This is a genomic window from Microbulbifer maximicatervae (SeqCode), from assembly GCF_052467615.1.
In genome coordinates this window covers 3887653-3902392 of the sequence record NZ_CP174319.1, presented here as the reverse complement: position 1 = coordinate 3902392, position 14740 = coordinate 3887653, and the positions used below count along the sequence as shown (strand labels likewise).

18 protein-coding genes are annotated in these 14740 nt (G+C 51.0%); 16 read left to right on the top strand and 2 right to left on the bottom strand.

Annotated elements, in window-relative coordinates:
• Window positions 1–96 precede the first annotated feature (96 nt).
• The 3 genes from fnr to ACJJIM_RS17220 all read left to right on the top strand — a co-directional run bounded on the left by fnr (window position 97) and on the right by ACJJIM_RS17220 (window position 2953).
• Window positions 97–819, top strand: a complete 723-nt coding sequence (gene fnr, locus ACJJIM_RS17230) for a fumarate/nitrate reduction transcriptional regulator Fnr (protein ID WP_444911559.1) — start codon at window positions 97–99, stop codon at window positions 817–819.
• 400 nt (window positions 820–1219) lie between these two features.
• Window positions 1220–1882 carry a putative adhesin gene (locus tag ACJJIM_RS17225; protein ID WP_444907215.1) on the top strand — a complete coding sequence of 221 codons (663 nt, stop codon included), beginning with the start codon at window positions 1220–1222 and terminating at the stop codon, window positions 1880–1882.
• Between the two features lie 369 nt (window positions 1883–2251).
• Window positions 2252–2953, top strand: coding sequence for a putative adhesin (locus ACJJIM_RS17220; protein ID WP_444911558.1), 702 nt, complete (start codon window positions 2252–2254; stop codon window positions 2951–2953).
• Between the two features lie 70 nt (window positions 2954–3023).
• On the opposite strand, the gene ACJJIM_RS17215 is transcribed toward ACJJIM_RS17220, so the two are convergent.
• Window positions 3024–3467 carry a SpoIIAA family protein gene (locus ACJJIM_RS17215; protein WP_282931190.1) on the bottom strand — a complete coding sequence of 148 codons (444 nt, stop codon included), beginning with the start codon at window positions 3465–3467 and terminating at the stop codon, window positions 3024–3026.
• Window positions 3468–3496: 29 nt separating this feature from the next.
• The gene (locus tag ACJJIM_RS17210) at window positions 3497–4072 is read right to left on the bottom strand and encodes a hemerythrin domain-containing protein (protein ID WP_444896049.1); all 576 of its coding nucleotides are present in this window, start codon (window positions 4070–4072) and stop codon (window positions 3497–3499) included.
• A 480-nt stretch (window positions 4073–4552) separates the two neighbouring features.
• On the opposite strand from ACJJIM_RS17210, the gene ACJJIM_RS17205 reads away from it, so the two are divergent.
• The 13 genes from ACJJIM_RS17205 to ribA all read left to right on the top strand — a co-directional run bounded on the left by ACJJIM_RS17205 (window position 4553) and on the right by ribA (window position 14634).
• Entirely contained in the window at window positions 4553–5041 is a 489-nt protein-coding gene (locus ACJJIM_RS17205) for an outer membrane beta-barrel protein (RefSeq protein WP_444911557.1), read from the top strand.
• A 152-nt stretch (window positions 5042–5193) separates the two neighbouring features.
• Window positions 5194–5688, top strand: a complete 495-nt coding sequence (locus ACJJIM_RS17200) for a porin family protein (protein WP_444911556.1) — start codon at window positions 5194–5196, stop codon at window positions 5686–5688.
• A 219-nt stretch (window positions 5689–5907) separates the two neighbouring features.
• On the top strand, window positions 5908–7176 hold the full coding sequence (gene glyA / locus ACJJIM_RS17195; protein ID WP_108734578.1) for a serine hydroxymethyltransferase: 1269 nt from the start codon (window positions 5908–5910) through the stop codon (window positions 7174–7176).
• Window positions 7177–7329: 153 nt separating this feature from the next.
• The gene (gene nrdR, locus ACJJIM_RS17190; RefSeq protein ID WP_108734577.1) at window positions 7330–7797 is read left to right on the top strand and encodes a transcriptional regulator NrdR; all 468 of its coding nucleotides are present in this window, start codon (window positions 7330–7332) and stop codon (window positions 7795–7797) included.
• Window positions 7794–8939, top strand: coding sequence for a bifunctional diaminohydroxyphosphoribosylaminopyrimidine deaminase/5-amino-6-(5-phosphoribosylamino)uracil reductase RibD (gene ribD, locus ACJJIM_RS17185; RefSeq protein ID WP_444892065.1), 1146 nt, complete (start codon window positions 7794–7796; stop codon window positions 8937–8939). Before nrdR ends, ribD begins: the two co-directional genes overlap by 4 nt.
• Complete coding sequence (locus tag ACJJIM_RS17180; RefSeq protein ID WP_108734575.1) at window positions 8939–9601, top strand: riboflavin synthase; 663 nt, start codon at window positions 8939–8941, stop codon at window positions 9599–9601. The genes ribD and ACJJIM_RS17180 overlap by 1 nt, the downstream gene beginning before the upstream one ends.
• 78 nt (window positions 9602–9679) lie before the next feature.
• Entirely contained in the window at window positions 9680–10801 is a 1122-nt protein-coding gene (gene ribBA, locus ACJJIM_RS17175; RefSeq protein ID WP_413663385.1) for a bifunctional 3,4-dihydroxy-2-butanone-4-phosphate synthase/GTP cyclohydrolase II, read from the top strand.
• Window positions 10802–10878: 77 nt separating this feature from the next.
• Window positions 10879–11349, top strand: a complete 471-nt coding sequence (gene ribH / locus ACJJIM_RS17170) for a 6,7-dimethyl-8-ribityllumazine synthase (RefSeq protein ID WP_108735355.1) — start codon at window positions 10879–10881, stop codon at window positions 11347–11349.
• Window positions 11350–11418: 69 nt separating this feature from the next.
• The gene (nusB, locus tag ACJJIM_RS17165) at window positions 11419–11862 is read left to right on the top strand and encodes a transcription antitermination factor NusB (RefSeq protein WP_282931196.1); all 444 of its coding nucleotides are present in this window, start codon (window positions 11419–11421) and stop codon (window positions 11860–11862) included.
• 10 nt (window positions 11863–11872) lie between these two features.
• Entirely contained in the window at window positions 11873–12814 is a 942-nt protein-coding gene (thiL, locus tag ACJJIM_RS17160; RefSeq protein ID WP_413663384.1) for a thiamine-phosphate kinase, read from the top strand.
• A gap of 42 nt (window positions 12815–12856) precedes the next feature.
• Entirely contained in the window at window positions 12857–13345 is a 489-nt protein-coding gene (locus ACJJIM_RS17155; protein WP_413663383.1) for a phosphatidylglycerophosphatase A family protein, read from the top strand.
• An 18-nt stretch (window positions 13346–13363) separates the two neighbouring features.
• Window positions 13364–13999: a retropepsin-like aspartic protease family protein gene (locus ACJJIM_RS17150; protein ID WP_413663382.1), complete on the top strand. Its 636-nt coding sequence runs from the start codon at window positions 13364–13366 to the stop codon at window positions 13997–13999.
• Between the two features lie 17 nt (window positions 14000–14016).
• Window positions 14017–14634, top strand: coding sequence for a GTP cyclohydrolase II (ribA, locus tag ACJJIM_RS17145; protein ID WP_108734569.1), 618 nt, complete (start codon window positions 14017–14019; stop codon window positions 14632–14634).
• The last annotated feature ends 106 nt before the right edge of the window (window positions 14635–14740 follow it).

Sequence of the window (14740 nt, the reverse complement as noted above, 5' to 3'; positions counted from 1 at the left end):
GTGTTTACCAGGACAAGCCGGTTACGAAAAAGTCAAAAAGCTGATTCATGGCCGGTAATAGTATTACTGTCAGTAAAAGAATTTGGTTGCCTAGCTATGACCAAGTCAGCGCAGGCCGTAAGTTGTAGTAACTGTTCAGTCAGGCGTTTGTGCTTGCCTGCAGGGCTGGTGCAGGCAGATATTGACCGGCTTGAACGTGTTACCCGCAAGAAAAAGGTAATTAAAGCGGGTGAATCCTTGTATCGAGCAGGTGACCCTTTCCAAAATCTCTATGCGATTCGCTCTGGAAGTGTCAAAACGGTAGTCATTGGTGTAGATGGGAATATCCAGGTAACACATTTCGCCCTTCCTGGTGAGCTGTTGGGGCTCGATGCTTATAGTAGTCGGGTTCACCCCAGTTATGCGGAGGCACTGGAAGATAGCAGTGTGTGCTTGTTGCCATTTGACCAACTGGAAACCTTAGCTCAGGAAGTTCCAGCACTGCAGCAGCAAATCTATAGTATTTTTTCCGAAGAGTTGCGGCAGGAAAATGAAATCTTAATGTTGTTGGGAAAGCGTGCTGCTGATGCTCGCTTAGCGGCATTGTTGATTAATATTTCCAGTCGCTATGCATGTCGTGGTTACTCCCCCCGTGAATTTGTACTCTCTATGCCGAGAACGGACATCGCCAATTACTTGGGGTTAACAGCGGAGACGGTGAGCCGTTTATTTTCGCGTTTTCAGCGAGATGGACTGGTGAATGTTAGTGGTCGAATGGTTGAAATCCTTGACTTGTTGGCGTTGAGTGAACTGGCCGGAACCCATTGCGGCTACGACTGATATCGGTAAAGGTTTTTCACTTTTCCAATTGATTTTCTGGAACCTATCGCTTCTTTTTTATATCGGCTATTGAGCATATTGGCGCATAAAGCCTCCTAATTTTAATTTTTATTCCTTGTCTATTTCGGCAGTATCTGGGTCATTTTAGCCAGAATAGCTGCGAATACTGCCGCCCCAAAAGGGTACGATGGTTCTAATTGGGTGCCGCTATTTTAGAAGTGTTTTCTTTTCTCCTTTGTTTAAGAGGGTTTGGCTGTATAGCTTGGATATTTATAGTTCTCTTGCCTGGTATTTTTTGTATTTCACACCTCTAGCAAATATCCAATAAGCCATAGTAGCCTTTGTCACAGAGCGCTAGTCAGTAAGCCTCAGAAAAATAAGAAGTGAGAGGAAGGGAAGTATGCCTGTCAGAGAATTTGATCTAGTTAAGATTTTTGCAGCGGAAGGAACACAAGTGGGAGATGCTCCCAATCTGGTAATTTCTGCTCACGGTGCAACAACCAAGCAAATTTTTTATCCCAAAGGGCATGGAGGGGATAACCTCTTTTTCTTTTCTCCCCATGGTTACTCTCTAAATGATCCAGGTATTGGTAGCGTCTTGAGTGGCAATGCCAAATATCATGAGTGGGTTGGTAAGGGAAAGGTTTGTCATAACTATACCCTGAGCAAATATCAGGGGTATCACGGGTCAACAACCGGTCAGATTCTAGGCCGCGTTACTCGCCATTTTATTAAAGGTGAGAGCTATGCCGATGTGCAAAAGGCTGTAGATAATGCCCATGAGCACAATGAGAGGGTGCGAAATCTGGATCCCAATAATCCCATGCATCAACCTTATATTAAGAAAGGGGTTAAGCCGGTAATGTCGGCGGACTTATTGACTATTCGCAATAGAGTAAAAATGGATAACCCCACCTTAGTGGATGTTCTAAACATTCTGCATAGAAATAATCTGCACTATGAAAATATCTATTGTTCTTTTTGTCGAAGCGAAGTGAGTTTTAGCAATATCCTTATTGGAACTCCATCCTGGGACAGCAAAATGCAGCGACCAACCACCTAAACGGTGTCTTTTAACTTCGTATTCAATTCTTAAGTAGAGAGAAGATGGTGCCCGTTAAGCTAGAAATGTGAATGCATTTTTATTATGGGTCACCATCTACCAATTTGTTACGGCTCACTTTTTTGAGCTTTGAGCTTGCCAGGCCTGTACTGCTTTCCTCAATTCCTCCTTATTTTTGTCATATTTATTTCGCACCCCACTTACTTGACTAATGCTTAGTCCAAAAAATTTTCCTCTTCGTGACTAATGTCAAAAATCATGCAATAAAACTTGAGTGTGGATGGTTGGTCATAGTAGGTTGTTAGTACGGTTGTTTTGTTTGGAGGGGTGACCCTCTTATTTCTGTACTCGACGTTAGATAGGTGTCATATGCCTGTTCGTGAATTTGATTTAGTCAAAATTTTTGCACCGGAAGGTACCAATGTTGGGGATGCGCCGTCCCTGGTGATTTCTGCCCACGGTGCCGCAACCAAGCAGGTTTTTTATAATAAAGGCCACGGTGGCGATAACCTGCTTTTCTTTGCACCTCACGGTTACACGTTGGAAGATCCTGGACTACAAGATGTTGTAGATGGGAAAGCAAAAGTTCATGAGCATATTGGCAAGGGTAAGATATGCCGTAACTATATGTTGAAAAAATTCCAGGGGTACCACGGCAGTACAGCCGGACAGATTTTTGGTCGCCTATCGCGCCGATTTATTAATGATGGTGAGAGTTACGCTCAGATTCAGAATGTTGTGGATGAAGCCCATAATCACAATGTGAAAGCTATTCGGAATCAGGCAAGACTGCAGCAATATGACTTAAATGATCCCTTTCAAAAGTCTCTGTATGACGCAAAGGTTGGTGCTTCTTTGTACACCACAAAGATGGAAGCTAACTTCTTGACGATTCGAAATAGGCACAATCAAAAGAGTCCAACCCTGGCTGACGTGCTTAATATTCTGCATCGGAACAACTTACACTATGAGAATATTTACTGTTCTTTTTGCCGTAACGAGTTGAGCGTAGGTAATCTTATATTGGGAACGCCTTCCTGGGACAGTAAAAAGAGGAAGGTGAATACTTAGAAATAAGTAACTGAGTAATTTTCGGGCAAAAAAAAAGGGGGGCGTAAACGCCCCCTTAATCCACTACTTATCAGGAGTGTGTGGAGAAAGCTAATTCCTTTTCAGATTCCTTGTGACCAATACCCGTCTTCCTTGTTTCCTGTAGCCAATCCATGGCCTCTTGTTGCTGTTTGAAATAGCGGACTTCACCGCTAACAAACCAGCTCCCGACTTTTGTGGCTATTTGCTGCCACTCCTCATCCCCAAGTACAGCGACATGCGAGAATTCATTGCCGTGCTTTAAGGCCAGCTTGAACTCATCCCAGATCGCGTGCATCCCCCAGCCCTCGAAATCCCGGAGATCAATCAGCAATTGAACCTGAGGTTTTTTTACCCCTTCCAGAGCATATTCTAATAGTGGTGTTATATGCTCATAATCCTCATGGGTTAATTCACCAATTGCCTTTATGTAAAGGAAAAATTCATCATTTATGCGTTCCATGCCAATGGATATGCCGTGGCGTTTAAACTGCATTAATATTTCCTCCCTGCTGTTTTAGTGACCTAAGCTAATGCCTGCGCGGGCATTTGATGTTGTGTCAGATCTTCGTGCAGGGACTCGTAAATTTTTCTGGTTGCCCTGTCGAAATATCTGCAGCTTAATTCACTGACCTGTTTCTGAATATAAATCCAGTCGGTAGTCCCCAGGTACTGTTCGATCTGTGGGAAAATAGATTTATTTTCCAAGTCCATATGCTTGCGTTGCAGCTTCAGGTAGGTGTTGCAAGCTCCTTGCAGCACTCTCCGTTCAACGGTTGCATCATTGGCAATAGCGTAAAATAAAGCGCACATGTGTTTTGTCGCTGCGGCTATATTTTCATGCTGCATTTGCGCTTCGTAAATTGATTCCCTGTCATGTACTGGCTTAGTCAACAGTCGGGAAAATATTAAGTCTTCAACTGGGTGGTGATACCTATCCGGGTATGCCGATAAATAATCCAAAGCATCAAGGATCAGTGACAAGGTGTTTGGATCGCGGTCGCCGCAGCCAAAAAGATCCAGGAGTAATTGCTCAAAGGCATTGAGCAACTCTTGCATATGTTTATGGTCACAGCACAGTTGTCGGTAGATGGCATTCATCCCAGACCTCCGCGATTTGTCGATGGGTCTATTGTTGCCATATGTACCAATCCAAAGTTGATTTGGATCAAGTGAGGGGGACTTAGTGGGACTCAAGGTGGAATTTACCGCTACCTACTCAGGGTAGGGCTGGGGTTATCAATAGGTATGAGGCTGACCATGCCGCTGAATTCCTTGGGTCAACTCTTGTCTGTGCTTCGTTGTATTTGACCACAAGATAAATTAAACCTATTTTCGAGTAGCCCTTTCTTCAGTTTTTTCCACAAGTACGCTCTTCTGTCGGACCTAGATAAGGGTGTGTCTGATCCTTCATATTTTAATAATTTCTAATGACGTGGTGTTGCACATTTAAGCATGCTGCGATGTTTCCCGTTGTTCAATAAATTTATTGGTGTTGAAGTCGTAGGTTGTCATCGAATTATTCCGCAGCGCTCTATTTGTGTGTCACGACAAAGTTAATGCAACAGGATGGGAGTGTTAATGAAAATAGTTAAGGCTGGTATAGGTGTGCTGGCACTCGTTGTTTCAGCGGGCGCAATTGCCGAGGGCGCCTACTGGGGGGGCGTGGCCGGAATAGCTGATTTTGATTTCAAAGGGGTCGATAATCCTCTGAATTTGGGACTGCGAGCAGGTTATGTGCGTGCCTCGGGTTTTGGGGTGGAAGGTGAATATACCAGTTCACTATTAAGTGGTGAGACTGAGGCTTATGGTCGGAATGTGGATGTAGACATACGCACTCTTGCTACTTATGCGACTTACAGAACAGAGGGGGACTGGTACCTGAAAGGGCGCCTGGGCCTTCTCTATGAAGACGTTTCTGTTGGCAGCGAAAGAAGTGATGACTTGGGTGTCAGCTTAGGGGCTGGAATTGGTTATAGCCTGAATGAAATTTATCACCTGGAGCTTGAGTACACCGTATTAGAGACGGATGTCAGTTATTGGTCAGGCGGGTTTAGCCTGAGATTTTAATTGTCCCTTTCCTAAATTTAACTAATGGAGACATCTCTTTTTAGAAGCTCCCAGGTTACATACTTACTTGTCTAAGTGAACACTTGTGCCAATTGATCATGTCCCTATAATCCCTGCCCTTTGATCAGACTTCGAGATTTAAGGGGAAGATGGTGGGCTTTAATCTCAAGGCAATGGCTGCAGTTACCGCTCTGTTGTGTTCCGCTACCGCTTATGGGCAGGGTGCGTATATCGGCGGCGTTTTCGGTGTTTTGGATGTTGATGCCAGGGGGGAGAGTCCTTTAAATGGGGGGATTCGAGCCGGTTATACCTGGGGTTCTGGCTGGGGATTCGAGGCAGAAGTCACCGACTCTGTCATTGATGGTGAGTTCGACTACTACTGGTACGATTACAACTACTCTCTGGCAACACAAGCTGTTTATGCCACCTATCGCAGCCCGGGCAACATTTATCTGAAAGGTCGTATCGGCTACCTCCATGAGGAGTTGGAGATAGATAATTGGGAGAAAGAGTACTCGGATTACGGGGCATCTGCCGGGCTCGGGGCTGGTTTCAAACTGACCGACGAGGCGACCCTGGAACTGGATTACACCATCATTGAGTCCGACGTGAATTACTGGTCTGGCTCTGTGGTGTACAAATTCTGACCGTCTTCATAAGGTGGACGGGTTGGTCCCGCCACGTCTCTGCATTTGCGCATTCATGCTGCCCTTGGTGTACAATGCGCGCCTTTCTAAAATGCCCAGAATGCATTGAGCAGTAGGGCCATCCCACGCTGGGAGCCTTTGGTCCTACTCATAAGTCTGGGCGCTGTGGTATCGAGTTTTACAAGCCTCTACTCAAGCCCGCTTTACCGAGGGAACACCATGTTTGATTCATCTGTCACTTTAGCTTCTTACGACCCGGAAATTTGGGAAGCCATCCAGGAGGAAGACTCTCGTCAGGAAGACCATATCGAGTTAATCGCCTCTGAGAACTACACCAGCCCAATGGTAATGGAAGCTCAGGGCAGCAGCCTGACTAACAAGTATGCCGAGGGCTATCCAGGCAAGCGTTATTACGGCGGTTGTGAGTACGTGGACAAAGTGGAAACCCTGGCCATTGAGCGCGCCAAGGAGCTGTTTGGTGCTGACTACGCGAATGTGCAGCCGCACTCTGGATCACAGGCTAATGCGGCTGTTTACCAGGCGCTCTGTGCCCCAGGTGACACTGTACTGGGCATGAGTCTGGCCCACGGTGGCCACCTTACCCACGGTGCCCGCGTTAACTTTTCCGGCAAGATCTACAATGCAGTGCAGTACGGTCTGAACCCGGAAACTGGCGAAGTGGATTACGAGGAAGTTGAGCGCCTGGCGCTTGAGCACAAGCCGAAGATGATCGTGGCTGGTTTCTCTGCCTATAGCCGAGTGATGGATTGGGCGCGTTTCCGCGAGATCGCTGACAAAGTGGGTGCTTACCTGTTTGTGGATATGGCTCACATTGCAGGTCTGGTTGCCGCTGGTGAGTATCCCTCCCCAATCTCCCACGCCGATGTTGTGACTTCTACTACTCACAAAACCCTGCGCGGCCCGCGCGGCGGTATCATCCTGGCGCGCGCCAACGAAGAAATTGAGAAGAAGCTCAACTCCGCCGTATTCCCCGGTGGCCAGGGTGGCCCGCTGATGCATGTGATCGCGGCGAAAGCGGTTTCTTTCAAAGAGGCCATGACCCCCGAATACAAGGCCTACCAGAAGAAGGTTGTGGAAAATGCCCGCGCAATGGCGGAGACCTTCCTCGATCGCGGTATCAACATTGTATCCGGTGGGACCGATGATCACCTGATGCTGGTTGACCTGATTGGTAAAGAGTACACCGGTAAAGATGCGGATGAAGCCCTGGGTAATGCCAACATCACCGTTAATAAGAACGCGGTACCTAACGACCCGCGCTCTCCTTTCATTACCAGCGGCCTGCGTGTTGGTACCCCGGCAATTACCACTCGCGGCTTTGGTGTAAAGGAAACCCAGCAGCTTACTCACTGGATCTGCGACGTGCTGGACGCACTGGAGAAAGGTGATGTTGAAGCCACTATCGCCGATGTGAAGCAGAAGGTTCTGGGTATTTGCGCAGAGTTTCCTGTGTATAAAAAAGGCTGATCAGCATTGCTGACAAAAAAGCGGCTCATAGAGCCGCTTTTTTTATGTGTCCCTGTTGAATTTGCGATGCACTGTGTCTGTGCGTGCCGCGGTCACACAGTGCAACGGCTGTGGTAAACTGCGGCCCATTTTCCATTCCGGGGATAATCCCACATGCACTGTCCGTTCTGCAGCGCAGAAGAAACAAAAGTAGTCGATTCCCGATTGGTGGCTGAGGGCGACCAAGTACGCCGCCGGCGCGAGTGCCTGGAGTGCCACGAGAGGTTTACCACATTTGAAACTGCGGAGCTGCTGCTGCCGCGAGTGATCAAGCAAAACGGCCAGCGCGAGCCGTTTAATGAAGACAAGTTGCGCGCGGGTATTCAGCGCGCTGTGGAAAAGCGCCCGGTGAGTATCGAGCGGGTGGAGTCGGCGGTATCTCAAATAAAACACGCCCTGCAGGCGACCGGAGAACGGGAGTTGCCGGCGCGTGCTATTGGTGAATTGGTGATGGAGCAGCTGCGTGAGCTGGACCAGGTGGCCTATGTGCGCTTTGCTTCTGTCTATCGCCGTTTTGAGGATGTTAGCGAGTTTAGAGAAGAGATTGAGCGACTGACTAGTAAGGGATCGAAGACAGAATGAGTCAAACGGTTGTACACAGTGCGGAAGCACTGATGGCCCGCGCTATTCAGTTGGCAGAGCGCGGTCTCTACACCACTATGCCAAATCCGCGAGTGGGCTGTGTGATTACTGACGGGGATGGCAATGTTGTCGGCGAAGGCTGGCACAAGCGGGCCGGCGAACCCCACGCTGAGATCGAAGCCTTGAGTGATGCCGGCGACCTGGCTCAGGGGGCTACGGTTTATGTCACTCTTGAGCCCTGCAGCCATACCGGCCGAACAGGTCCCTGTGCCGAGGCGTTGGTAAAGGCCGGCGTGGCCCGGGTTATTTACGGAATGCAGGATCCGAATCCGAATGTCAGCGGTGCCGGATTGCAAATATTGCGCGATGCTGGGATCGAAGTGGAAGGCCCCATCCTGGAAGAGAGGTGTCGCGCTCTAAACCCCGGCTTTATCAAGCGTATGACCCTGGGACTGCCCCTGGTGCGAAGCAAATCCGCCATGAGCCTGGATGGGCGCACCGCTATGGCCAGTGGGGAGTCAAAGTGGGTATCGGGCCCTGCGGCTCGCGCCGATGTACAGCGCCTGCGCGCTCGCAGTTGTGCAGTGATCACAGGGGTTGAGACGGTGCGTTTCGACAATCCCAATCTCAATGTGCGCGCCGATGAAATGGCACTGGAAATGCTGGCCGCAGAGCGAGCCGCCGAAGTGCAGCCGCTGCGGGTAATTGTTGACAGCCAGCTGCGCACCCCAGCGAGAGCCTTTATTTTGCAGGGGGATGCCCCCACATTGGTGTGCACGACAGAGCGCGCGGAGGCCGAGCGCCGCGAGCGTATTGAGAAAACGGGTGCGGAAGTCGTGGTTTTACCCCACGACAAAGAGGGCCGCGTAGACCTGCTCGCCCTGCTCAAGGAGTTGGCGCGACGCCAGTGCAATGAAGTTTTGGTAGAGAGCGGTGCGACCCTCTCTGGTGAGTTTCTCTACCGGGGCCATGTCGACGAAATAATTGTTTATATGGCGCCAAAACTGCTGGGTAGCACCGGGCGGCCGCTGTTTGAACTGCCTATCGAGCGTATGGGCTCGATGCTGCCGATTACGATTACCGATATGCGCGCAGTTGGTCACGACTGGCGCATTACTGCAACAACCGATATCGAGCGCTGATGTTTACCGGAATTATTGAAGCCTTAGGCGAGATTGCAGAGTTAAAACCCCAGGGCGGCGACCTGCGTGTGCGTGTGCGCAGCGGTAAGCTGGATCTGGGTGATGTGCAACTGGGGGACAGTATCGCCACCAATGGTGTTTGCCTCACGGTTGTTGACCTACCCGGTGATGGTTACTGGGCGGATGTCTCTGCGGAAACCCTGGATGTGACAACGGTGGGCCGCTGGAAAAAAGGCGACCGGGTCAATCTGGAAAAAGCACTGACACCCCAGACCCGCCTGGGTGGACACATTGTCAGCGGCCATGTGGATGGTATTGGCGAGGTGGTATGGCGCAAGTCCGAGGCTCGCGCCGAGCGGTTCCGCCTGCGCGCACCGGAAAATCTGGCTCGCTATATTGCCCATAAAGGGTCTATCACCGTCGACGGCACCAGCCTCACGGTCAATGCCGTGGATGGGGCTGAGTTTGAACTCACCATAGTGCCACACACGTTGCAGGAAACGATTATGGCCGGCTATACCGCCGGTACTCGGGTCAACCTGGAAGTGGACCTGATTGCGCGCTACTTGGAGCGGCTACTCCTCGGTGATGAGGCAGCCAAGCCTAGTGGTGGGGGCATGACCCTCGAATTTTTGGCCCAGAACGGGTTTTACAAGCGCTAAAGATGGGCCGTGCACCACGGCGAAAACAGCAGCGATAGCCGCTCTATTTGCAATTGATAAATTTATCCAGAGTTAACCATGGAACTAAATACGGTTGAAGAACTGATCGACGATATCCGCCAGGGCAAAATGGTAATCCTGATGGATGATGAAGATCGCGAGAACGAGGGCGACCTGGTGATGGCTGCGGAGCAGATTCGCGCTGAAGACATCAACTTTATGGCCACTCATGCCCGTGGCCTGATTTGTATGCCCATGTCCAAAGAGCGCTGTGAGCAGTTGGACCTGCCGCTGATGTCGCGGGACAACGGAGCCCAGTTCAGCACCAACTTCACCGTATCCATTGAGGCGGCAGAGGGTGTCACCACCGGTATTTCCGCCGCCGATCGCGCGCGCACGGTTCGCGCCGCTGTGGCCAGAAATGCCAAGCCCAGCGATATTGTACAGCCCGGCCATATTTTCCCCATTATGGCCCAGCCCGGCGGTGTATTAAGCCGCGCAGGCCACACCGAAGCCGGTTGCGACCTGGCCCGCCTGGCGGGTTTTGAGGCGGCTGCGGTGATTGTTGAGATTATGAATGAAGACGGCACCATGTCCCGCCGCCCGGACCTGGAAAAGTTCGCGAAAGAGCACAACCTGAAGATCGGCACTATCGCCGACCTGATTACCTATCGCGCCCTGAATGAGAAAACCGTTGAGTGCGTTAATGAGCGCAAGGTGCGCACCGAGTTCGGTGAGTTCAAGCTGCGCACTTATCTCGATAAGGCCCGCCGCGAGCGCCACTTTGCCTTTGTTAAAGGCGACCCCACCCCAGAAGAGCCGACCCTGGTTCGTGTGCATGTGGGAAATACTCTGCGCGATGTGCTTACGATTCAGCGCGGCGATGAAAAATTCACCCCGTGGACCTTCCGTCGCGCGATGCAGCGTATTGAAGAAGAGGGCAAGGGTGTTGTGGTACTGATCTGCCACAACGAAACCACCGAAGAAATCGAAGAGAGTATTGATTGGCTGATCAGCGGCAAGCAACAGCGCCCCAGCCAGGACCTGGTGTACAAGCAGGTAGGTACCGGTTCGCAAATTCTGCGGGATCTCAAGGTGCGCAAAATGCGCCTGATGAGCGCACCGTTCAAGTTCAGTGCTATTTCCGGGTTTGATCTCGAAGTAGAGGAATACCTGAACGTAGAGGCGCCGCAACCCTAATAAAAGAGTAACAATACTGAAGCGCCGCTACTGTCCTGATAGCGGCGGCGATGGACAAGAAATACGGATTGAAAATTATGAGCAATATTCAAGTGATCGAAGGGGACTTTGTCGGCAGTACGGGCAAATACGCACTGTTGGTGAGCCGCTGGAACAGCTTTGTGGTTGAAAGCCTAAAGGATGGTGCACTGGACACCCTGCGCCGCAAGGGTATCAAGGATGAAGATATCACTATCTACTACGCCCCGGGCGCATTCGAATTTCCCCTGGCGGCACAGAAGTTGGCTGAGACTAAAAAGTTCGATGCCATTATTGCCCTGGGTGCGGTTATCCGTGGTGGCACCCCGCACTTTGAGTATGTGGCTGGCGAGTGCACCAAAGGCCTGGCTCAGGTATCCATGAATACTGGTATTCCCGTCACTTTTGGCGTGCTGACAGTGGACTCCATTGAGCAGGCTATCGAACGCTCAGGCACCAAGGCTGGTAACAAAGGTTGTGAAGCTGCCGAAACCGCCCTGGAAATGGTTTCCCTACTCGGCAAGATTTAATTGCCGGCGCGCCGGCACAAAAGGTGTGCCGGTGCAGCCCATTCTGTGAAGTATCTACCGGAAAAGACAATGACCGTAACTGCATCCGCCCGCCGTAAGGCACGTCACTACGCCATGCAGGCGCTCTATCAGTGGCAGATGGCCGGCGCCAGCCTCAATTCCATTGAGGCCGAGTTTCACGCCGATAATGATATGAGCAAAACCGACGTGGAATATTTTCGCGATATTTTCCACGGCGTAGCGAAAAACCTTGATGAGGTAGAGGGCGCTTACACGTCGCACCTGGATCGCAAAGTGGAGGACCTGGACCCTGTATCCCGCGCGCTGTTGCGCATGGCCACTTACGAGCTGAAAAACCGTATCGATGTACCTTACAAGGTTGTCATTAATGAGGCGGTGGCCCTGGCGAAAAAATTTGGTCCCACCGATGCCTTCAAGTTTATCAACGGCATTTTGGATAAGACCGCTGCGGACCTGCGCTCGGCAGAGGTAGCCGCAGACAAGAAGGGCTGAGCCAGCAATTATGTCTAAAGCGCCGGGGGAGTTTGAGATCATCCGCGATTACTTCGCCCGCGCTCCCCAGGGCGAAGGTGTAGCCCTGGGGATTGGCGATGACTGCGCGCTATTGCAAGCACCTGTCAGCGGGCAGTTGGCCACTTCTATGGACACCCTGGTAGCAGGCCGTCACTTCCCCGCAGGTGCTGACCCATTCATGGTTGCGTGTCGTGCACTGCGTGTGAATATCAGTGATCTGGCGGCAATGAATGCCCGCCCCCTCTGGTTTACCCTTGCCCTGACCTTACCCGATAGCGACTCCGTTTGGCTGGAGAAATTCGCCAGTGGCCTACTGGAAACTGCTGGCAAGTTTGGGGTTTCCCTTGTGGGTGGCGACACTACCGCTGGCCCCTTGTCCATTACGATTCAGGTGATCGGCCATACCGAAAAGCCCCTCCGGCGGGACGGCGCTTCTGTCGGCGACAATATTTATGTGAGCGGCCCACTGGGCGCTGCCGCAGCAGCCCTGCCCGTTATTTTGGCAGAGCGGAATGTGACTGAGTCAGTGCGGCGGGAGGCGGAGCAGGCTTTCTATTTTCCCGAGCCGCAATTAGAAACCGCCAGCGCGATTGCAGGCATTGCTACCAGTGCGTTGGATATTTCCGACGGATTATTGGGGGATCTGGGCCATATCTGCAAAGCGAGCGGTGTGGCAGCAGAAATAAACCTGGAATCTCTGCCCATAGCACCCCTGGCCAATCGATTGGCAGCTGATACCGCCGTAGAGCTGGCGGCCTGTGGAGGGGATGACTATCAGCTCTGTTTTACTGCACCGGCAGCCGCTGTTGATCAAGTTCGTCAGCTGGGTTTCACACCCATAGGGAAACTCGTTGAGGGGGAGCCGCAGGTACGCTGCTCCTATCACGGGAACCCCTGGGTTGCTCAATCGCCAGGCTATAGGCACTTTTAAGTCATTGTGTAGACCATAGTGCCTTTGTGAGAATTCAATAACATGAGCATTAACAACCCGACATTTTCCCAGCTGTTGCGCGATCCCACCCTACTGTTGGCATTTGGGTTCGGCTCCGGGCTGGCACCCAAAGCGCCGGGTACGTTTGGTACCCTGGCAGCGATTCCTTTTTGGTGGTTGATGAAGGATTTGCCTCCATTCTGGTATCTGGCCATTGTGTTTGTTACTGGTGTGGTAGGTTGCTATCTATGTGGTGCAGCTGCTAAGAAAATGGGAGTTCACGATCACGGCGGTATTGTTTGGGATGAAATGGTGGGCTACTGGCTCACCATGTTTATGGCTCCTGCAGGTTGGGCTTGGGCACTGTACGGCTTTGTCCTCTTCCGGATATTTGATATTGCCAAGCCCCCGCCCATTGGTTGGGCTGATCGCAAGGTGCAAGGTGGCGTTGGAATTATGCTCGACGATATACTGGCCGCCGTTTACGCGTCACTGGTGCTGCAATTAACCGCATGGGTACTGGGTGTCTAGGTTGGATAGGGAAGATCAATGCGCAGCTATTTTGCATTTGTAGTTAGCTTTTTATTTGCACTGAATGTCAATGCTCAGCAGGTGCAGCTAAAAGGTCTGTTTGGCGATAGCGCCATGCTGGAGATTGATGGCCGCCAGAAAATCCTTAAGGCGGGACAAAAATCCCCAGAGGGCGTCACCCTGTTGGAAGCGACTACTCGTTATGCACGGATCAGTGTTGCTGGGCAGGAGCAAAAGCTGACCTTGGCAGCTCCTATCGCAACCAGTTTTGCCAAGGCGGCAAAAGCTGAAGTACGGCTTTCCGCTGATAGCCGGGGTCATTACATGACGGATGCCTGGGTTAATGGTTTGAGAGTGCCGATGATGGTGGATACCGGTGCTACCAGCATTGCCTTCAATTATCCCACCGCTCGCCGTCTCGGTTTGAATTTGGATACTGCACAAGAAATACGGGTTTCCACTGCCAATGGAGTTACCAGGGCTTACAAAGTGAGCTTGAACAGTGTAACCATTGGCGGAATCAAGCTTCACAATGTTGATGCGACTGTACACTCCGATGATTTTCCCAGCGTAGTGCTTCTCGGCAATAGTTTTCTCAGTCGGGTTGATATGGAACAGCAGGGCGGCGTGCTGCTACTGCGCGCTCGACACTGATTTAAAGAGGTATTAAGTTGACCATTCGTTTTGTGGAATCCTCAAAATTGCCCACCTCTTGGGGTATGTTTGAGATGCACGGTTTCGAGGAAGTGGAAACCGGAAAAGAGCACGTGGTACTCACCATGGGTGACTTCGATACCGAAGAGCCTCTGTTGGCCCGTATTCATTCTGAGTGCCTGACCGGAGATGCACTTTTCTCCCTGCGCTGTGATTGTGGTGCCCAGCTACAACATGCGATGCATCGCATAGCGATGGAGGGGCGTGGAGCTATTTTCTATCTCCGCCAGGAGGGCCGAGGTATCGGTCTGTTAAATAAGATTCGCGCTTACCACTTGCAGGATTGTGGTGCGGATACGGTGGAAGCCAATGAGCAGTTGGGCTTTGGCGCCGATATGCGGGATTACTCGATTCTGAAAGCAATGATCGAACACCTGGGTATCCATGCCATTCGCTTGATGACCAATAACCCGCGCAAAGTTAAAGCGCTGGAGGACTTGGGCATCAATGTGACTGAGCGCCTGCCGCACCAGTCCGGACGCAATCCCCACAATGCCAAGTATTTGTCCACCAAAAAAGGCAAACTTGGTCACTTGATCGAAAATGAGGATGAAGAAGGAAAAGAGGAAAACTAACTTTCACTTTTCTTGAAGCACCCCAATAAAAAAGGCCGGAGTTATCCGGCCTTTTTTATTTTGTAGAAATTAATTAAAACTGGGTTCGAATATTTTAATTTCGCTA